The sequence below is a fragment of the Micromonospora narathiwatensis genome (genome assembly GCF_900089605.1).
GTDB classification, from domain to species: Bacteria; Actinomycetota; Actinomycetes; order Mycobacteriales; family Micromonosporaceae; genus Micromonospora; species Micromonospora narathiwatensis.
In genome coordinates this window covers 1,358,422-1,377,776 of record NZ_LT594324.1, presented here as the reverse complement: position 1 = coordinate 1,377,776, position 19,355 = coordinate 1,358,422, and the positions used below count along the sequence as shown (strand labels likewise).

Genomic DNA, 19,355 nt, shown 5'->3' with positions numbered 1-19,355 from the left:
GTCCCCCGGGGGAGCAACGATGCTGGCCTCAACCACCCGCCTGGGTCGCGGGCTGCGCGCCGTCGGCGCGGCCCTCATCCTCACGGTCGGGCTCACCGGCGCGACGCCGGCCGTCGCCGCCCACGACGACGGCAGCCAGCCGCTACCCGGCCACACCATCAGCAACCCACCGCTGGCTCCGCTGGTCGTCGACGGCGCGGCCAGCACCGTCCGGCAGGGCGTGCACCGGCACGCCGGCTACATCATCGAGACCCCCGCCCGGTGGAACGGCGACCTGGTGATGTGGGCCCACGGCTACCGTGGCCAGACCAGCGTGCTCACCCCCGAGCCGCCCGCGTTCGAGCTGCGGCAGCGGATGCTGGCCCAGGGATACGCCTGGGCGTCCTCCTCGTACGACCGCAACGGCTACGACATCCGCTCCGGCGTGCTGGGCACCCGGGACCTCGCCGACCTCTTCGCCCGGACGGTGAAGCGGCCCAAGCGGACACTCATCGCCGGGGTGTCGATGGGCGGGCACGTCATCGGTCGTTCCCTGGAGCAGTACCCGAACTACTACGCCGGGGCGCTGCCGATGTGCGGGGTCCTCGGCGACCACGAACTGTTCGACTTCTTCCTGGACTACAACCTGGTCGCGCAGGCCCTCGCCGGGCTGCCCGCGTACCCGCCGCCGGCCGACTACCTCACCAACGCCGTGCCGAGGATCCAGGTCGCGCTCGGCCTGGCCGGGCTGCGGCCAGGCGGGCCGGACACCACCAACGACCTCGGCCGGCAACTGCGGGCCGTCACCGTCAACCGCTCGGGCGGGGAACGGCCCGGCGCGGAGGCTGCCTTCGCGGTGTGGAAGGACTTCCTCTTCGGCATCGCCGTCACCGACGGCGGCGACTCCCCCGCCCAGCGGCCCGGCCAGCTTGCCACCAACCTGCTCACCCGGTACTCCCCGAACAGCCCGGTGAACGTCAACGCCACCGTGCAGCGGGTCGCCCCGGAGAACCCGCGCCAGCGGCTGTCCCCGACCCTGACCGAGGTGCCGCGGATCAGCGGCCGACCGACCGTACCGGTGCTCACCCTGCACGACCTCGGCGACCTCTTCGTACCGTTCAGCATGGAGCAGGCGTACGCCCGGGACGCGGCGGGGCACGGGCGGAGCCGGCTCGTCGTACAGCGCGCCGTCCGCGCCGCGCAGCACTGCGAGTTCAGCCCGGCCGAGGCCGGCGCCGCCTGGGACGACCTCGTCTCCTGGGTACGCACCGGCCGGCGACCCGCCGGTGACGCGGTCACCGATCCGAAGGCGGTCGCGGCGCCGGACTTCGGCTGCCGGTTCAGCGACCCGGCGGCGTACGCGGCCGGCTCCGGAACCCGGCGGCTCTACGCGCCCTGCCCCTGACGGCCGAGCCGGTGACCGTGGCTCCGTCACGGTCACCCGGCCGCCCTCAGGGCCGTCAGGAGAGCGGACGCAGCCCCGCCTCGAACGCACCGCGCATGCCCACGTACCCGTTGATCCGCTTTTCGATCTCGGCGTAGTGCGCCCGCTGGGCGTCGGGCACCGCCGGATCCCTGGCCGCGCCGACCAGGTCGACCACGCGCGCCGCCGGGCGGTACTCCATCCAGGTCGGCAGCACACTCACGCTGGTGACCTCCCAGCCGCCCGATTCGGTACGGGTGAAGGTGAACTCGGGCACCACGGCGTCCTGCGTGTTCTCCGGGGAGCCGTCGTCGAACCGGGCGGTGAGATTGCCCATCCCGTAGGCGACCCACTTCCGGCCGATCTTCTCGAACGGCTGCACCACGTGGACGTGGTGCCCGATGATCAGGTCGATGTCGGGCGAGGCGAGCAACTGCTCGGCCAGGTCCAGCTGGTCGTCGTTCGGCGCGTTCTGGTACTCGGTCCCCCAGTGCATGGAGAGTATGACGATCTCGGCGCCCGCCGCTCGCGCCCGGTGCGCCGCCGTGCGGATGGCGTCCCGGTCGATGAGGTTCGCCGCCCACGGCCTGCCCTCCGGCAGGGGGATGTCGTTGAAGCTCAGCGCGTACGACAGCTGCGCGACCTTCACGCCTCCCACGTCGAGGAGGTTCGTCCGAGCCGCCTCCTCCGCGCTGCGGGCCGTGCCGGCATGCCGTAGCCCGACCCGGTCAAGGTTGTCCAGGGTTCGGGTGATGCCCGCCATGCCCTCGTCCAGGGAATGGTTGGACGCCGTGGAGCAGGTGTCGAACCCGGCCCAGGCCGCCGCGTCGGCCAACTCCGGAGGAACGCTGAAGGCCGGCCATCCGGTGAACGGACCCTGCGGGTCCGCCAGCGGCGTCTCCATGTGGCAGATGGCGAGGTCGGCGGCGCTCACCCGTGGACGGATCGCGGCGAGCACCCGACTGAAGTCGTGGCCGGCGCGGCCCGCCGCCCGCGCGTCCTCGGCGGCCTGCTCGGTGAGCAGCGGATGCACCAGCAGATCCCCGGCGGCCACCACGGTGAGCTGGTTCTTCGGGCCCGTCCCCGTCCCCGGGTCCGGGGATGTGGCGCGCGGAGCGGCGGAGTGACGCGGAGCCACTCGTGCCGGCTCCGTACACGCCCCCGCCAGCAGCACCAGCAGCACCGCGACGCCGAGTCTCATCCTCATTCCAGGACCTTTGCCCAAGGCCCACCCCGGCAAGGGCCGAATACGAAAGGACCCCTCCCAGGGGGGAGGGGTCCTTTCGGGTCGGTCAGCTGTTCCAGTTCTGGGCGACCAGGTCAGCGGCCTGCTGCTCCCACTGGGCGTAGGCGTCCGGGTACGCCGACACCTGCACCGTCTGCGCGGCCTTGGTCAACGGCATGTCCTGCCACCCGTCAACCTGCTTCAGACCCTTCAGGAACGCGGTCGTCGCGTACTCGGGGTCGGTGATCTGCTCCGGGCTACCCCAACCAGAGGACGGCCGCTGCTGGAACAGACCCAGCGAGTCGTGATCGTTCTGGTCACCGAGGTGACCCAGGTTCTCCAGCTTCGACTCCTGAAGCGACGTGGCGATCGAGATGACCGCGGCCCGCTCCGGCATGCCGGCCTTCTTCGTCGCCGCGACGATCGCCTTCGCGTTCGCGGTCTGCTCACCGTTCAGGTCGATCTTCGACTGGGCGCCCTGCACCGCAGCAACCGGAGTGGCGTGTACGGGGGCGGCGGCGTGAGCGGCGATCGGACCGGCGAACACACCACCGGCGAAAGCCAGACCAGCAACACCCAGAACACTCTTACGCAGCATCGTATTCATGACCAAAGCTCCATTCGGGGGTTTGGCACACACGCCGACCGGGGGTCGGGGCATGCGCAAGCACCGTCAGGCGCCCAAACAAGGGGGGAAGGTCTTCGACCGGCTGGCTCGCGGGGCGGGGGATCGCCTCTTCGCGGCGCCGGGACCATGTACAACGACCGACGACCCACCAACATTCCGGGCCCGGGCCACCCCGATCGCAGCGGGCGGCCACCAGCCCCCAGGTTCGGGGGCCTTCCTCGGCCGTGCAGCCCGGTACAACACCCGCCGACCGCCGACCATTCCCTCCACGACGCCACCCCCGCCGCCCCGGAACCGGACACCCGACGCGTATCTCCCAGGCCGGTTTGGCGATGCCGCCAAGATCCACACAATATCCCCGAAAGGGGCCTATCCCTGGATGACGAAGCCGCAACTTCCCCGAAAGTGGCCCCACGGGGCGCACGTCCCCTCGCCCACGCCACCCGCGCGTGCGCCTCGCGCGCCGTATCGAGGCCCACGCGCGTTCGTCGGGCCGGGGTGCGGACCCGAAACCCGACGCGACGGCGTACTCCGGACGCGGGACGCGCAGGCGGCCGGTGTCCCCGGGCTGGCCGGGTCAGTCCTCGTCCCGGCCGCCGCCGCTGAGTTGCTCGTAGACGTCGAGCAGCCCCTGCAGGTTGGCGGCGGTGCCGGCGTCGATCTTCCCGTCGTCGGCCGCGTCGGCGATCCGTTCGCGCAGGTCGGCGAGGCGCTTGTTCCGGTCCTTCGGCTTGCCCCGCTCCAGCTCGGCGACCTTCTTCCCCAGGCTCTCCGCGGTCTTGCGGTCGATGTGCCCGACGGCCTGAGCCTGGGCGAGCAGTTCGGCGAACTCGACGGCGAGCTGACGCGCGGTGAGCGGCGCCGACGGGGCCGTGGTGGCCGGCTCCGACGGGGCGGACGGCTCCGGAGTGGTGGACTCCGGTGCGGCCTCGTCGGCCGGCGTCGTGGCGGCCGAGCCGCCGTCCTGTGGCTGCGCCGTGCCGCCGCCGAGCAGCAGCGTGCCCCCCAGGCCGATCAGGAGCGCCACCCCGGCGGCGACCAGTACGCCGAGCAGCCGGTTCGACCGAGCGGTCGGGCGGGACGCGGCCACCGGCGGGACCGGGCGCACCGGCACGGCGGAACGGTCGATGAGGGTTCGTGGGTGCTCGGACCGGGTGACCGTGGGCAGGATCGCGGTGGGCGGGTCGGCCGGTTGGCCGGCGCCGAACCGGGCGGCGAGCTGGCCGGCGGTGGGTCGCCGGGCCGGGTCCACGGAGAGACAGGCCAGGGTGAGTTCGGCGACGTCGGCGGGGAGCCCGGGGACGCGCAGCGGCGGGATCGGCGTCTGCCGGGCCTGCACGTCGAGCACGTCCTGCCAGGTCTGCACGGGCAGCGGGGCCAGCCCGGTGAGGGTGCGGTAGAGCAGCGCGCCGAGGGCGTACACGTCGCTGGCCGGATTCGCCGGGCCGGGTGTCATCCGTTCCGGGGCGAAGTACGCGGGGGTGCCCATCAGCAGCTCCCCGGTCTGGCCGGCGAGGGGGTGCCGGGGCCCGGCGAGGGTGGCGATGCCGAAGTCGAGCACCTTCGCGCCGGTCTCGGTGAGCATCACGTTGCCGGGCTTGATGTCGCGGTGCACCACGCCGATCCGGTGCGCGGCGGCGAGGGCGGCGGCGACCTGACCGGCCAGGCGGACCGCCTCGGGCCAGGCGAGCGGCCCACCGGCCAGCCGGTCGGCGAGGGTGTGCCCCTCGACCAGCTCCATCACCAGGTACGGCACCAGGGAACCGTCGGGCAGGGTCGCCTCGGCGTAGTCGTACACCTGGGTGACGTGCGGGTGGGTGAGCCGGGCGGCGGCGCGGGCCTCGCGCTGGATGGTGGCCCGCAGCTGCGGGTCGGCGGCGAGCTGCGTGGCGAGGGCCTTGACCGCGACGGGGCGGTGCAGCACCTCGTCGTCGGCGCGCCACACCTCGGACATCCCGCCGAGCCCGATGCGCTCGCGTAGGACGTACCGATCGTGCAGCCGAAGTGCGGGCGTGAACGGCGACATGGTGATCCAGTCTGCCTGGCGCGTCACGCGCGGCACCAGCCCGGTGCCCGGTTCCGCCCGGCGGGGACGGGTCCGGGATGGTCGGGGGGCGCTCCGGGTGGCACCGGTCACCCGGAGGACGCCTCCCCGACCTGGGTCAGGAGCAGCAGGTGGGCGCGGAAACCGGACGGGGTTCCATGCGGTCGGCGAGCCGGCGCAGGGCGCTCGCCGCGGCCAGCCGGGTGGGGGCCAGCCGGGGCGTACGGGGCCGGTCGGGGCGGACGGGCGCGTCGGGGCGGGCCGAGTTGACGTGCCGGGTCACGGCGTCGACGGCGAGGACGAAACCGGTGTGGTGTTCCATGGTCAACTCCTTGGGGCGGGACCGGTGGAGGTGCGGACGACGAGGTCGGTGGGGAGCAGGACGTGTCCGTCGGCCGGGTCGGCCGGCGGTTCCAGCAGCAGCGCGGCGGCGAGCCGGCCCTTCTCCTCGGCCGGTTGCCGGACGGTGGTGAGCCCGGCGGAGGCGGCCTCGGCGATGTCGTCGAAGCCGGTGACCGAGACGGGATGCGCCAGCCGCTCGCCGGCCCGGGCGAGCGCGTCGAGCGCGCCGAGGGCGAGCACGTCGGAGCAGGCCAGCACGGCGGTGGGCGGCCGGTCGCCGGCCAGGGCGGCGCTGAGGGCGGCGGCGCCGGCGGCGCGGCTGTTGTCGGTGGCGTTGAGCACGGTGACGGCGGACCACTCCACGCCGACGGCGGCGAACGCCTCGGCGAAGCCGGTGAGCCGGCCGCGCGTCGTCGGGTGCGGGGCGTCGGCCGGGCCGGCCAGGCGGAGCGGTCCGGCGGCGGCCTGGGGCAGCACGGACTCGCCGAGCAGGGCCACCCGGCGGTGGCCGAGCGCGGCGACGTGGTCGGCGATTGACCGGGCGGCCGCCCGCTCGTCGATGCCGACGTAGCGGTCGGTCGGGCCGGCGTCCGCCCGGGGGGCGGTGGTGACGTACGGCAGCCCTCGGGCACGGATGGCGTTCAGGGCCCAGTCCTCGTCTCCGGCGCAGTAGACGCAGAAGCCGTCGACGGCCGCGTTGTCGATGGCGGCGCGGACCCGGGCGCGTTCGGCGGGCAGCGGCACCAGCAGGAGGTTGCTGCCGTGCCGCTCGACCGCCTCGCCGACGCCGGCGAGGAAGCGCACCGCGAACGGATCGGTGAACGCGTACGACAGCCGCGAGGTGAAGAGGACGCCGACCGCCCCGACGACGCCGCGACGCAGCGAGCGGGCGGTCGGGTTGGGGCCGGGATAGCCGAGGCGACCCGCCGCGTCGAGGATCCTCGCGCGGAGGGCGGCCGAGAGCTGGTCGGGCCGGCTGTAGGCGTTGGAGACGGTGCTCCGGGAGACGCCGACCGCGTCCGCGACGTCCTGCAGGGTCGGTTTCACCCGGCACCCCCTTCTGAATCGATCCAGTTACTGAATCGATTCAGAGATTACTCGCACGGCCGGCGAGGGTCAACGGGAAAATCCGGTCAGCCCGCGTAGAGCTCGTCGCGGACCCGGGTCAGCAGCTCGCGGGTCCGCTCCGGCGGCGTGGCCTCCACGCAGAGCCGCTCCATGGCCAGCGCGTAGTAGTCGAGATCGTCGCGCTTGTCCAGATAGATCGCGCTGGTGAGCTGCTCGATGTAGACGATGTCCGGCAGGTCCACGTCACCGAAGCGGAGGATGCTGAAGGCGCCGCTGGCGGCGGCGTGCCCACCGGCGTCGAAGGGGATGATCTGAAGCCGGACCTGCGGCACGGCGGTGGCCTCGATCAGCGCGTCGAGCTGCTCGCGCATCACCTCGACGCCGCCGATCGGCCGGCGCAGCGCGGCCTCGTCGAGCACCGCCCAGAGCTGGGGCGGGTCGCTGCGACGCAACACCCGCTGACGCTCCATCCGCAGACCGACCCGCCGGTCGAGCTCCCCGGGCAGGGCGCCCCGGTGGCCGAGCCGGATCACCGCCCGGGCGTACTCGGGGGTCTGGAGCAGGCCGGGGACGAACTGGACCTCGTACGTGCGGATCAGCACGGCCGCGGCCTCCAGCCCCAGGTAGGACTGGAACCAGGAGGGCAGCACGTCGCCGTAGCCGTGCCACCAGCCGGGGCTGTTCGCGTCGCGGGCCAGCTTGAGCAGCGGCCCACGCTCCTCGGCGGCGGTGACGCCGTAGAGGGTGAGCAGGTCGGCGACGTCGCGCTCCTTGAAGCCGACCCGACCCAGCTCCATCCGGCTGATCTTCGACTCGGAGGAACGGATCTCCCAGCCGGCGCTCTCCCGACTGACTCCGGCGCCCTCGCGGAGCCGGCGCAGCTGCGCCCCCAGCAGCATGCGAAGCACTGTCGGCCCGCTGGTCGGGCCCCCCTCGGCGGACACCGTCGTCACCTGGCCGTCCTTCACCTGCCGACTGTCCCGACCGGACGCCCCAGCCCGGCCGACGTGTAAGCATGCCATGGACCCTCAGTGAGGTGAACCCCTCCGGACGGCCGAGTCAGTTCCGCCGATGACACCAGTCGGTGATCAGATGGTCGAAGTCGCCGTCCCGCGCGCCGAGTACGAACGCGGCGATCTCGTCCACGGTGTAGATCAGCGCCGGGCCCTCGGGGTGCCGGGAGTTGCGTACCGCGATGCCGGCGCCGTCGGGCAGCTCGGCCAACTCGACGCAGTTGCCGCTCGGGTTACTTCGCCGGCTCTTCTGCCACCGCACCGGTGGCAGCTCAGTGGTCGGCACACCGTTCTGTGGCAACTGCATGGGGGCGTCCCTCCGTGGGAAGAGCCAGCCGATGCCGCGGGGAGGGGCGGTAGGTGGCGACGGGATTCTGTCGACTGAGGATGAAGATGCACGTGCATCTGCTATTGCATCTGCAATGGACAGCGAGCATGATAACGCACTAGTGGTGTACCCATCCGTTTACTGTGGGTCACCCAGCTACCGGTTTTGACCAGGAAAAAGACGGGTCTGGCCCGGTCGGTTCAGGTGCCGCCCGGCGAGGCCGACAGCAGCGGTGAAGGAGTGCGCGTGCCGGATCCGATGACCGTCGCCTCCGGAATCTCCGCCGCCGGCGCCCTTGTCTCCGCCTGGCAGCTGCGCCGCCGGGCCCTGCGGGCCGAGGCGGAGATCGAGCTGCTCCAGGCCGAGTTGGCGGCCGAGCGGCACGCGGCCAGCCACGATCCGCTCACCGGGCTGCCGAACCGGCGGGCCTTCTACCGGCTGGCCGCGGCGCTGCTGACCGACGCCGCCGGTAAGCCGCTGGTGGCGATCGTGCTCGACCTCGACGACTTCAAGCTGGTCAACGACCGTTACGGGCACGCCGCCGGCGATCAGGTGCTGGTCAGCGTGGCGCAGCGGCTCTCCACGTTCGCCGGGGACAACCTGGTCGCCCGGCTCGGCGGGGACGAGTTCGCCGGGCTGCTGGCCAGCCCCACGGTGGACCGGCGATGGATCGAGCACGCCACCCGCCGGCTCTGCGAGGCGCTCGCCGCACCGATCCCGCTCGGTGCCCGCACCGTGCAGGTGACCGCCTCCGTCGGGCTCGCCCCGGTGCACTGCCCGACGCAGCTGACCGACGCGCTCTGCCGGGCCGACGCGGCGATGTACCAGGCGAAGAGCGTCGGCGCGGCGCGGCGCCCCCGGCAACTCGTGGACAGCCCGCAGCTGGCCGAGTGCTGAGCGGCCGGGCGGTCAGCCGTCCCAGCGACCCAGGTCGCGCAACGCGCCCCGGGCGAGGCTGACCAGGCCCGACGGCGACAGCAGCCCCTCGACGATCCGCAGGGCGCGGACCCGGTCGGCCTCGGACCGGCCGGCGTCGGCCACCTCCGCCGACCAGCTCCACAGGTCGTCGAGCGTTCGGGCCCCGAGGTGGTACGCGAGCCGGACCGGGTCCGGCCGCATCGGACCGTAACCGGCCCGGAAGGCGGCCTCGTCGAGCCGGCTGTCGAAGGCCCAGGCTGGCCCTCCGCCGAGGACGAACATCAGGTCACGTTCCCGTGGGGCGAGCACCGCGTCGTCCCAGTCGATCAGCCAGACCTCCCCGGCCGGGCCCAGCAGCACATTGCCCAGGTGCGGATCGCCGTGGCAGACCACCAGCTCGGCCGGCCGGGCCCGCAGCTCCGCACCGAGCCGGTCGACCCGGTCCAGCAGCCGCGCCGTGTCGGCGGCGGCCGCCCGCCAGTGGGCGGCCACCTCCCGGGTCCAGCGGTCGGCCGACCCGTCCACCCCGCGCAGCCGCCCGTCGGTCTCCCGCACCGCCGCCGCGATCGCGGCGTGGGTGTGGTCCTCCCGGGGCAGCCCGGCCAGCTCGTCGGTCAGCGGCACCGCGTGCGCGGCGGCCAGGACCGCGCCGTACCGACGCCAGTGGGCGGGGCGCATCCCACCGTCGGCGGCCCGCTCGCCGGAGAGCCACGGCACCACGGTGAGCCGGCGTCCCTCGTGTACGGTGCTGAGCCGCCCCTCCCTGGTGACCAGCGGCGCCGGGACACCCGGTACGCCGCGCCGGGCGAGCTCCGCGGCCACCACGAGCCCGGCCGGGGTGCCGCCGCCACTGAGCTTGACCGCGTACCCGTGGCCGTCCACGGTGCCCGCCCGCCACAGCTCGGCGGTGGGATCCGCGCCGAACTCCACCGGCACGGCGGAGACCAGGGCCAGGCCGAAGTCCTCGGCGACCCGGGCGGCGAGCCGCTCGTCCACGGGCCGCCCGTTCAGAGCCAGCCGTAGCCGGCCCGCAGGGCCTGGCCCACCCGGTCGAACCGCGGCCGGTCCAGCACCGCGCCCTCACGCCGGATGCCGTCCTCACGCATCGTGAGCACCCGGTCGAGGCGTACCCAGCTCGGGCGCTTGTCGCGGTCCCACTCGCCCGGGCCGAGGGCGAGCCAGTGCCGCTGGCCGTCCCGGTCGCTCTGGCTGGAGAGCATCAGCCCGAACAACGTACGGCTCTGCCGGCCGACCACCAGCACCGGGCGGTCCTTGCCCTGGCGGGGGTCGTCCTCGTACGGGACCCAGGTCCACACGATCTCCCCCGGGTCGGCCTGCCCGTCCAGCTCCGGGGCGTACGACAGCTCGCGCCGCTGCAGCACGGCGACCTGGCGGCGTCGGGCCACCTGGGCGGGGATCGGTCCGGCGGTACGGGCGGGCGCGATCGCGCCCCCGGTGATCCGGCCGAGCCGGGACGCCACACTCCTCAACAGACCTGCCACGGCCGGCAGCCTATCCCCCGGCCGGATCCGACACACACCCGCCGAGGACGGCGACCCGGCCGGCGCGCCGAGGTGACCGGCACCGCCGACGCCGGGTGACGACCGGGTCAGGCCGGGCGGCGGGCCAGGACCAGGGTGGTACGCAGGTCCAGCACGACCGTGCCGCCGAACCCGTCAACCGCCGCGCCGACCGCGGCGAGCACCCGCTCCCGCAGCTCCGGGGGCCGCCGTAGCTGGGGCGAGAACGTGCGCACCAACCGCTGGTACGCCGCCGTGTCCAGCGGCACGTCCCGGCGGAACCGCACCGAGCGGACGTCGGCGAACAGGCCGCTGTCGGTGATGTCGGCGTGGAACCAGTCGTCGGAGCGGTCGCGGAACCGCTGCGGGTCCACCGACTCGAACGCCTCGTGCAGCGCCGCCGCGTGCGCCGGGTCGACGTACGCGTAGCGGTGCCCGAAGACGGCCAGGGTGCCGCCGGGGGTGAGCGTGTCGTACGCCCGCCGGTTGCGGGTGGCCGGATCCAGCCAGTGCCAGGCCAGCGCGCAGGCCAGCGCCGGCACCCCACCCGGCGGCGGGGTCCACTCCTCGAACGGGACGGTCACCACCTCGACCTCGGGGAACCGCTCCGCCAGCACCCGCGCCATCCGGCGGTCCGGCTCCACGCAGGTCATCGGCGCGCCCAGGCCGCGCAGCGTCCGGGTGGCGACACCGCTGCCCGCACCCACCTCGACCAGCGCCCCGGGCACCCCGCCGTGATACGCGCGGATCGCCTCGACGAGTGCCGGTGGGTAGCCTGGGCGGGCCTCGTCGTAAACGCCGGCCACCTCACCGAAGAGTTGTGCCATGACCGCCATCATCGCAGGGCGGGCAGCCCGCCGCCGACCCGTCGGGAGGACACGATGACCCCGGAGCTGCCCCGCGACCTGCCGGTGCTCGAACGCCGCGCGGTCCGGGTGGTGGTGCTCGACGTCGTCGAGCGGGTGCTGCTGTTCCACACCCGCGACCCGGACCACCCCCGCCTCGGCACCTGGTGGGAGCTGCCCGGCGGCGGGCTCGACCCCGGGGAGACGTACCTCGACGCCGCCGTGCGGGAACTGCGTGAGGAGACCGGCATCGTGGTCGGCCCGGCCGACGTGGGCGCGCCGACCTGGCGGCGTCGGGCCAGCTTCATCCACCGCCAGTCGCGCCACCTCCAGGACGAGGTGGTGGTCACGGTCCGGCTGCCCGGGCGGGGACCCGACGTGGACGATGCCGAACGGCTCGACTACGAGGTGGAGGACTACTTCGGGTTCCGCTGGTGGCCGGTCGCCGAGGTGGTCACCGCCCGGCCGCGCTGCTATCCGGGGCGGCTGCCCGAGCTGTTGCCGGCGTTCCTGGCCGGCGAGGAGATCGACGAGCCGTTCGAGCTGTGGTCGTGACGCCGGACGCGCCGACCGGCGTGACGTTCCCGCCGGCAACCGGCACAGTGGAGCGGTGAATCCTCTCCACGGACCCCTCGCCCAGTACGCCGAGCGCCTGCACCGCGCCGCCGGGAACGCACACCACGTGGCCTCCCCGTTCGGCGCCTGGCTGCTCCTCGCGCTCGCCGGTCCCGCCGCCACCGGTGCGACCCGCGCGGCCCTGGAGGAGGCGCTCGGCACCGACGTGGACCGCGCCGCCGCGGCGGCCCGCGCCCTGCTGGCGGCGCCGCATCCGCTGGTCGCCGCCGCCACCGCCCTGTGGGAGCGGACCCCCTCCGCGGGGCTGGCAGGCTGGCGCGCGACCCTTCCGGAGCGGACCCAGACCGGCCCGCTGCCCGACCAGGCGGCACTCGACGCGTGGGCGCGGGAACACACCGACGGCCTGATCGACCGGTTCCCGATCACCGTCGCGCCGGACCTCCTGCTGATCCTGGCCAGCGCGCTGGCCACCCGGGTGTCCTGGGCGGAGCCGTTCGACGTGGCGCCCGCCGACCAGCTCGGTCCGGGCAGCGCCTGGGCGGGCGGGCTGGAGCGGGTGCTGCGTACCCCCGGACACGGCCACCGGTGCTGGATCGCGGCCACCGCACGGACCGGCGACGTCGCGGTGCACGCCGCGCCGGCCCGGACGGCGGTCACCGCCGACGGGGAGGCCGGGCTGCTGGTGGTCTCGGTGGCCGCCGCACCGGACGTGCCGGCGGCGGACGTGCTCGCCGCCGCCCAGGGGATCGCGGCCGGCGCGGCCACCGCCCCGGACGGGATCGCGCCGGGCCGGCGCTCGCTGTACGACCTGCCGCTGGGCGACACGCCCCTGTGGGCGCTGCGGGAGGAGACCGTCCACGCGTTCAGCCCTGAGGAACGGGTCAGCGCGGTGCTGCCGTGCTGGTCGGCGGAGAGCCGGCACGACCTGACGCCGGCCGGGCTCGGCTTCGACGCCGCCGCGCGGGCGCTCGGCACACTGCTCGGACTGACGGAGCCACCGTTCAAGGCGGTCCAATCCGCGGTGGCCCGGTACGGGCGGTACGGCTTCGAGGCCGCCGCGGTGACCGCGCTCGCCGTGGCCATGGGGCTGCCGCCACGGCGCACCGTACGCGTGGCGGAGCTGCGGTTCGGCCACCCGTACGCGGTGGTGGCGGTGGCCACCGACAGCGCGGGCGGCCCGTGGCACGGCCTGCCCGTCTACTCCGCCTGGGTGGCGCAGCCGCAGGAGCTGCCCGACGACGAGCTGGCGGACCCACCGCAAAGGTGGTGACGGGGCCTTGGTCGCTACGCCGCGACCACGGCGGCCAGGTCGGCGCGGATCGCGGCCAGCAGTTCGTCGAGCTGGTCGAGCAGGAAGAAGTGCCCGCCGCCGATCTCGTGCAGGGTGAACCCGGCGGCGGTGTGCTCCGCCCAGGCGGCGCTGTGCTCGCGGGCGACCGCCCGGTCGCGTACGCCGCTGAACGCGACGATCGGCACCGGTAGCGGCTCGCCGGGGACGTAGCGGTAGCCGTCCACCCGGCCGAGGTCGGCCCGCAGCAGCGGCAGCAGCAGTTCCACCAGCTCGGGGTGGTTCAGCAGCTCGGCGGGGAGGCCGCCACCGTCGGCGAGGCGGCGCAGCAGCTCCGCGTCGTCCACCCGGGACAGCCCGTCGAAGAGGCCGGTGGCGGTGACGTGCGGGGCGCGGGCGCCGCCGACGTAGAGCCGCAACGGCAGCGGCGCCCCCGTCCGGCACAGCTCCCGGACCACCTCGAAGGCGACCCGGCCGCCCATCGAGTGGCCGTAGATGGCGTACGGGGGTTCGGCGCGGGTGGCGATGGCGGCGGCCACGTCGGCGACGTCGAAGCGGGGGTCCTCGGTGATCCGGTTCTCCCGGCCGGGCAGTTGCACCGGCAGCACCTCGACGTCCGGTCCGAGCCCCTGCTGCCAGCGCCGGAACACGCTCGCGCCGCCACCGGCGTAGGGCAGGCAGAACAACCGCACCGGCGCCGGGGGGCGGCTTCCGGTGGAGACGAACCAGTTCACCGTGGACCTTTCTCCGCTCAGCAGTTCACAACGGAGCAAAGAATAGGACCCGGCCCGCTCGCCGGGGAGCGGTCACCGGTCGTCGTGTCGCGGAATCGGATCGACCATCGCGTCGAAGCCCTTCGGCAGCTGCGCCACCAGGTCCCGGAACTCGCCGACCGTCACCGCCTCGCGCAACGTGGCGAGCACCGCGTACGTGCCCACCTCGGCGACCGCCGGGTCGACGCCGGCCCGCTCGGCCACCCGGCCCAGGAAGCCGGCCCCTCCCCCGGTCGCGCCGCCGGGAGTCGGGGTGGCCAGGTAGCCGCCCAGCTCGTCCGGCAACTGCGCGGCGAGGTCGTCCGCCTCGCCGGCGGTCACCCGCTCGGCGAGGGTCTGCAGCACCGCGCGGGAGATCGTCGCGGCCTGCCCGGTGGGCAGCTCGGCGCGGCGGGACACCGCCTCGACGAATCGGGGAAACCGCACGCCGCCTCCTGTCGTCGCCGCGCGGCGACCTGAAGCCGCGGGGGCTCCAGCTCGGCGCAGCGAGCTGGAGCCGATCGTCGGTTACCCGCGCCCGACGGAGGCAAACGGCGGTCAGCGCCCGGCGGCCACCGCCGCGTCGGTGTCGGCCGGGTGGTCGTCCGGGGTCGGGATGTCCCGGGTACGCCACACCGGCGACCAGCGGGTGACCAGGGCCGCCGCGGCCATCCCCAGCGCGGCCAGCGCGAGGTACGCCGGCGCGCCCAGCAACCCGGTCAGCGCGCCGCCGAGGGCCGCGCCGAGCGGCATCGCCCCCCAGATCACGAACCGGCTGGTGGCGGTCATCCGGGACAGCATCGCCGGCGGCGTGGCGGCCTGCCGGAGGCTGACCGCGTTGACGTTGTACAGACCGCTGGCGAAGGCGTTCACCGCCAGCCCGGCGCCGATGCCGAGCGGGTGCGGCACGAGCACCAGCGCCGCGCCGGCCTGGAGCACGGCCGCCCCGGTGATCGCCCGCCCGACGCCCAGGCGGGTACGAGTCCGGCCGGCCACCGCCGCGCCGAGCAGGTATCCGACGTTGGCGCCGGCGACCAGCAGGCCGACCGTGACGGCGGGCAGACGCAGCTCGCGGACCGCGTACACCAGCAGCATGGCGAGGAAGCCGGCATGCCAGAGGTTGGTCAGCCCGGAGCAGAGGGTCAGCGCCCGGACGACCGGGTCGCGCAGCACGAACCGGATCCCGCCGGCGGCGTCCCGCCAGACGCCGCCGGTCCCGGGGACGGCCGGGCGGGCCAGCCGGGGCGTACCGGCCAGGAACACGGCCGAGACGACGAAACTGGCCACGTCGACGAGCAGGGCGACCGGCGCGCCGAGCGCGCCGACCAGGACGCCGGCCACCCCCGGGCCGGCGGTCTGCCCGACCGCCCGGGTCGCCTCCAGGTGAGCGTTCGCGTCGGCCAGCCGACGGGCCGGCACCACCGCCGGCACCGCGGCGAAGTACGCGACGTCGAACAGCACCGTGGCGCAGCCGGCAAGCAGCGCCACCGCGACGAGGTGGGCCAGGGTGAGCAGCCCGGCCGCCCAGGCGAGCGGCACGCTGGCCAGCAGGAGCGCCCGGGCGAGGTCGGCGGTGACCAGCACCGCCCGGCGGGGCAGCCGGTCCACGATCGCCCCGGCCGGGATGCCGAGTAGCAGGTACGGCAGGGTCGTCGCGGCGGTCAGCGCGGCGACCTCGGTCGACCCCGCGTCGAGCACGGTCAGCGCCGCGAGGGGCAGCGCCACGGTGGTGACGTGGGTGCCGAGGGTGCTGACCGCGTCGGAGAGCCAGAGCCGGCGGAAGGTGGCGTGCCGCCACAGGGCGGCAGAGGTGACGGTCATGCGGGCAGCCTGGCCCGCGTACCCGGGAGGTCGGGCGGACCGGATTGTCACGGTGACAATCCGACGGTGGCCGGCCGTCCCGGCGGCTAGATTGTCACGGTGACAATCTGGGAGCCGGCGGGGCTGTCCGGGGCCGGGCCCCGCTACCTGACGCTCGCCGACGCGATCGGCGCGGACATCGCGGCGGGCCGGCTCGGCCCCGGCGACCGGTTGCCGACGCAGCGGGAGCTGGCCCGGCGGCTCGGCGTCACCATCGCCACCGTCGGCCGCGCCTACCAGGTGGCCGCCCGGCGCGGGCTGGTCACCGGCGAGGTCGGCCGGGGCACCTTCGTCACGCCGGCGCTCGCCCCGGCTGCCCCCGCCGCCGCGCCGGTGGTGGACGTCGCCGCGGTGCACCCGCCGGGGCACGGGCCGGTGCACCGGGCCGTCGCACCGATCCTGCACCGGATCGCCGCCGACCCCCTGGCGGTCGGCGCCGAGGACGCCGACGCGGTCCGGCACCGCATCGCCGGCGCCCGCTGGATGGCGCACGCCGGCTGGCGGCCCGACCCCGGCACGGTCGAGGTGACCGCGGGCGGGCAGCACGGCCTCGCCGCCGCCCTGGCGGCCCTCGCCCAGCCCCGGCAGGTGGTGGTCACCACCGAGCTGACCAATCCCGGCCTGCTCGCCGCCGCCCGGCTGCTCCGCGTCGAGCTGGCCACCGTGCCGAGCGACGCGGCCGGCGCCCGGCCGGACGCGGTCGACCGGCTCTGCGCCCGCCGCCGGGTGGCCGCGCTGCACCTGCACCCCACCCTGCACAATCCCACCGGGGTCACCATGCCGGCCGAGCGCCGCCGGGAGCTGGCCGCCGTCGCCGCCGCCCACGACCTCACCGTCATCGAGGAGGACCCGTTCGGCGCGCTGCTGCCCGACCGGCCGCCGCCGGTCGCCGCCTGGCACCGTCGGACGGTCCACCTGACCGGCATCACCAAGACGCTCGCACCCGGGCTGCGGATCGGCTACCGGTACGCCCCGCCGAGCCTGGCCGAGCCGCTGCGCGCCGCCGCCCAGGCCCTCGCCTGGGCGCCCGCGCCGCTGGTCGCCGAGGTCGCCACCGAGCTGGTGCTCGGCGGCGCCGCGCACCGGCTCGCCGCCACCCGCGCCGCCGAGCTGGCCGGCCGGGCCGCGATCGCCCGGCAGCTGCTCGGCGACCGGGCGTCCGCCCCCGGGCCGGCCCCCTTCGCCTGGGTACGCCTCGACCACGACGCCGAGGCGGTCACCACCGCCGCCCGCCGCCGGGGTATCGCGGTCGCCGGCGCCGACGAGTTCGCCGCCCGGCGGGGCGCCCCGCCGGGCCTGCGGGTCAGCCTCAGCGCCGACGAGGACACCGTACGGACCGCGCTGCGCGCCCTGTCCCGGCTCATACCGGCTGGTCGGTAGGCTCCGCGCATGGTCCGCACCACGCACCCCGGCGCCTGCCCGCTGGACTGCCCGGACACCTGCGTATGGCAGCTCACCGTGGAGGACGGCCGGGCCGTCGCCCTGCGCGGCGACCGGGACCACCCGTTCACCCGGGGCGCGCTCTGCGGCAAGGTCAACCGCTACCTCGACGCGGTCAACGGCCCCGACCGGCTGACCACCCCGTACGTGCGGACCGGGCCGAAGGGGGTCGGGCAGCTCTCCTACCGGCCGGCGACCTGGGCCGAGGCGGTCAACCGGGTGGCCGCCGGGCTGCGCGCGAGCATCGACCGGGACGGCCCGGAGGCAGTCCTGCCCTACTACTTCGCCGGCACGATGGGGCACGTGCAGGGCTGGAGCATGGGCCCACGGCTGTTCGCACACCTGGGGGCGTCGCGGCTGGACACCACCATCTGCACCGGCGCCGCGCGGGCCGCCCAACGCTCGATCTACGGCGGTTCGGTCGGTTTCGAGCCCGAGTCGATCGTGGACGCGAAGCTGATCGTGCTCTGGGGGGCCAACCCGCTCGCCACCAACCTGCACCTGTGGCCGTTCGTGCAGCAGGCCCGGGAGCGCGGCGCGTACCTGGTCACCGTCGACCCGCTGCGCACGGACACCGCCGCCCGCAGCGACGAGCACGTCGCCCCGCTGCCCGGCACCGACGCCGCGTTGGCGCTCGGGCTGATGCGGCACGTCCTCGACGCCGGCGCGGCCGACGAGCGGTGGCTCGCGGCGCACACCGTCGGCTGGCCGGAGCTGGCGGTCCGGCTCGGCGAATGGCCGGTGGAGCGGGCCGCCGCCGAGTGCGGCCTGCCGGTCGAGGTGGTCCGCCGTCTCGGCGAGCGGATCGCCACCACCCGGCCCACCGCGGTCCGGGTCGGCCTGGGCCTGCAACGGCACCAGGGCGCGGGCCAGGCGATCCGGGCGGTCTGCGCGCTGCCGCTGGTCACCGGGGATTTCCGGTACCCGGGCGGGGGCGCCCTCGTCTCGACCAGCGGGCACCATCCGATCGACGAGGGTCCGGTGGTCCGCCCGCCGGACCTGCCGGCCCCGCCCGCCCGGTCGGTGAACATGAGCCGGCTCGCCGCCGTGCTCACCGGGGAGGCCGACCCGCCGGTGACGTCCCTGGTGGTCTTCAACGCCAACCCGGCCGCCACCGCCCCCGACCAGACCCGGCTGCTCACCGGCCTGCGCCGCGACGACCTGTTCACCGTCGTGCTGGAGCAACGCTGGACCGACACCTGCGACTTCGCCGACGTCGTGCTGCCGGCCACCATGCAGCCCGAGCACCTGGACCTGCACTCCTCCTACGGCCACCACTACACGACGCTGAACCTGCCGGTGACCCGGGCGCCGGGCGAGGCGCTGCCGAACACCGAGATCTTCCGCCGGATCGCCGCCGCGCTGGGCATCGACCACCCCCGGCTGCGGGACAGCGACGAGGACCTGGCCCGGCAACTGCTCCACGGCACCCCGCTCAGCTTCGAGGAGCTGCGCGAGCGGACGTACGCCCGGGCCACCGGGGTGGCGGTCGGGACGGCCCCGTACGCCGACGGCGGCTTTCCCACGCCGGACGGCCGGGCCCGGCTGCACGACCCGGCGCTGGTCCGGTACGGGGTGGATCCACTGCCCGGCTACACCCCGCCGGCGGAGGCCGCCGACCCGGAGCTGGCCCGCCGGTTCCCGCTGGTGCTCGTCGCCCCGGCCGGCCGGTTCCTGATGAACTCCACCTTCGCCTCGCTGCCCTGGCACGCACGGCGGACCGGGCCGCCCCGGGTGCACCTGCACCCGGCCGACGCGGCGACGCGCGGGCTCGTCGACGGCGACGCCGTGCGGGTCCGCAACGACCGGGGCGCCTTCCTCGCGGCGGTCGCCGTGGACGACGCGACCCGACCAGGGCTGGCGTTCACCTACAAGGCGTACTGGGCGCGGCTGAGCCCGGGGCGGGCCACCGTCAACGCGGTGACCGCCGTGCGGGACACCGACCTGGGCGGCGCACCGACGTTCCACGACTGCCGGGTCGAGGTCGAGCCGGTGCCGGCCGAGTCGCTGACCGCCGAGCCGCCCCAGGACGGTGCGGCCACGCCGGCCCCGCCGCCACGTGGCACGGCGGTCGGCCCGGACACGGCCACCAGGGCCGGTTGACCT

At 75.2% G+C, this 19,355-nt stretch carries 19 protein-coding genes; 6 read left to right on the top strand and 13 right to left on the bottom strand.

Going from position 1 to position 19,355, the window contains the following annotated elements; genetic code table 11:
- Positions 1-19: 19 nt before the first annotated feature.
- Positions 20-1,384 carry an alpha/beta hydrolase family protein gene (locus tag GA0070621_RS06095; RefSeq protein WP_091192238.1) on the top strand — a complete coding sequence of 455 codons (1,365 nt, stop codon included), beginning with the start codon at positions 20-22 and terminating at the stop codon, positions 1,382-1,384.
- 55 nt (positions 1,385-1,439) lie between these two features.
- Here the strand turns inward: GA0070621_RS06095 and GA0070621_RS06090 are convergent, their stop codons facing one another.
- The 7 genes from GA0070621_RS06090 to GA0070621_RS06060 all read right to left on the bottom strand — a co-directional run bounded on the left by GA0070621_RS06090 (position 1,440) and on the right by GA0070621_RS06060 (position 8,029).
- Positions 1,440-2,609 carry a CapA family protein gene (locus GA0070621_RS06090; RefSeq protein ID WP_167666645.1) on the bottom strand — a complete coding sequence of 390 codons (1,170 nt, stop codon included), beginning with the start codon at positions 2,607-2,609 and terminating at the stop codon, positions 1,440-1,442.
- 85 nt (positions 2,610-2,694) lie between these two features.
- Positions 2,695-3,234, bottom strand: coding sequence for a hypothetical protein (locus GA0070621_RS06085; RefSeq protein WP_091192235.1), 540 nt, complete (start codon positions 3,232-3,234; stop codon positions 2,695-2,697).
- Positions 3,235-3,832: 598 nt separating this feature from the next.
- The gene (locus GA0070621_RS06080) at positions 3,833-5,308 is read right to left on the bottom strand and encodes a serine/threonine-protein kinase (protein WP_167666644.1); all 1,476 of its coding nucleotides are present in this window, start codon (positions 5,306-5,308) and stop codon (positions 3,833-3,835) included.
- A gap of 109 nt (positions 5,309-5,417) precedes the next feature.
- Positions 5,418-5,621 (bottom strand): hypothetical protein, encoded by a 204-nt coding sequence (locus tag GA0070621_RS06075; RefSeq protein WP_091192234.1) that lies wholly within the window; start codon positions 5,619-5,621, stop codon positions 5,418-5,420.
- A 2-nt stretch (positions 5,622-5,623) separates the two neighbouring features.
- Entirely contained in the window at positions 5,624-6,688 is a 1,065-nt protein-coding gene (locus GA0070621_RS06070; protein ID WP_091192232.1) for a LacI family DNA-binding transcriptional regulator, read from the bottom strand.
- Positions 6,689-6,774: 86 nt separating this feature from the next.
- Entirely contained in the window at positions 6,775-7,662 is an 888-nt protein-coding gene (locus tag GA0070621_RS06065) for a helix-turn-helix domain-containing protein (protein ID WP_091202067.1), read from the bottom strand.
- 106 nt (positions 7,663-7,768) lie between these two features.
- Entirely contained in the window at positions 7,769-8,029 is a 261-nt protein-coding gene (locus tag GA0070621_RS06060; RefSeq protein WP_091192231.1) for a DUF397 domain-containing protein, read from the bottom strand.
- A 267-nt stretch (positions 8,030-8,296) separates the two neighbouring features.
- Between GA0070621_RS06060 and GA0070621_RS06055 the strand changes: the two genes are divergently transcribed.
- A complete protein-coding gene (locus GA0070621_RS06055; RefSeq protein WP_091202066.1) occupies positions 8,297-8,947 on the top strand; it encodes a GGDEF domain-containing protein in 651 nt (216 codons plus the stop codon).
- Between the two features lie 12 nt (positions 8,948-8,959).
- On the opposite strand, the gene GA0070621_RS06050 is transcribed toward GA0070621_RS06055, so the two are convergent.
- The 3 genes from GA0070621_RS06050 to GA0070621_RS06040 form a co-directional block, all read right to left on the bottom strand.
- The gene (locus GA0070621_RS06050; RefSeq protein WP_091192229.1) at positions 8,960-9,964 is read right to left on the bottom strand and encodes a phosphotransferase enzyme family protein; all 1,005 of its coding nucleotides are present in this window, start codon (positions 9,962-9,964) and stop codon (positions 8,960-8,962) included.
- Positions 9,965-9,975: 11 nt separating this feature from the next.
- Positions 9,976-10,470: a type II toxin-antitoxin system PemK/MazF family toxin gene (locus GA0070621_RS06045; protein ID WP_091192228.1), complete on the bottom strand. Its 495-nt coding sequence runs from the start codon at positions 10,468-10,470 to the stop codon at positions 9,976-9,978.
- Between the two features lie 107 nt (positions 10,471-10,577).
- Positions 10,578-11,315: a class I SAM-dependent methyltransferase gene (locus tag GA0070621_RS06040; RefSeq protein ID WP_157739870.1), complete on the bottom strand. Its 738-nt coding sequence runs from the start codon at positions 11,313-11,315 to the stop codon at positions 10,578-10,580.
- A gap of 54 nt (positions 11,316-11,369) precedes the next feature.
- Between GA0070621_RS06040 and GA0070621_RS06035 the strand changes: the two genes are divergently transcribed.
- Together GA0070621_RS06035 and GA0070621_RS06030 are read left to right on the top strand one after the other, a co-directional pair.
- A complete protein-coding gene (locus GA0070621_RS06035) occupies positions 11,370-11,888 on the top strand; it encodes an NUDIX domain-containing protein (RefSeq protein WP_091192225.1) in 519 nt (172 codons plus the stop codon).
- 55 nt (positions 11,889-11,943) lie between these two features.
- On the top strand, positions 11,944-13,179 hold the full coding sequence (locus GA0070621_RS06030; protein WP_091192223.1) for a hypothetical protein: 1,236 nt from the start codon (positions 11,944-11,946) through the stop codon (positions 13,177-13,179).
- 14 nt (positions 13,180-13,193) lie between these two features.
- Here GA0070621_RS06030 and GA0070621_RS06025 read toward each other — a convergent pair whose 3' ends face one another.
- The 3 genes from GA0070621_RS06025 to GA0070621_RS06015 form a co-directional block, all read right to left on the bottom strand.
- Positions 13,194-13,931: a thioesterase II family protein gene (locus GA0070621_RS06025; protein ID WP_091192221.1), complete on the bottom strand. Its 738-nt coding sequence runs from the start codon at positions 13,929-13,931 to the stop codon at positions 13,194-13,196.
- A gap of 72 nt (positions 13,932-14,003) precedes the next feature.
- Entirely contained in the window at positions 14,004-14,396 is a 393-nt protein-coding gene (locus GA0070621_RS06020; protein ID WP_091192220.1) for a DUF2267 domain-containing protein, read from the bottom strand.
- 111 nt (positions 14,397-14,507) lie between these two features.
- A complete protein-coding gene (locus GA0070621_RS06015) occupies positions 14,508-15,770 on the bottom strand; it encodes an MFS transporter (RefSeq protein ID WP_091192218.1) in 1,263 nt (420 codons plus the stop codon).
- Positions 15,771-15,869: 99 nt separating this feature from the next.
- Between GA0070621_RS06015 and GA0070621_RS06010 the strand changes: the two genes are divergently transcribed.
- Positions 15,870-17,189 (top strand): aminotransferase-like domain-containing protein, encoded by a 1,320-nt coding sequence (locus GA0070621_RS06010; RefSeq protein WP_091192216.1) that lies wholly within the window; start codon positions 15,870-15,872, stop codon positions 17,187-17,189.
- Positions 17,190-17,198: 9 nt separating this feature from the next.
- Complete coding sequence (locus tag GA0070621_RS06005) at positions 17,199-19,352, top strand: molybdopterin-containing oxidoreductase family protein (protein WP_091192215.1); 2,154 nt, start codon at positions 17,199-17,201, stop codon at positions 19,350-19,352.
- Positions 19,353-19,355: the final 3 nt, after the last annotated feature.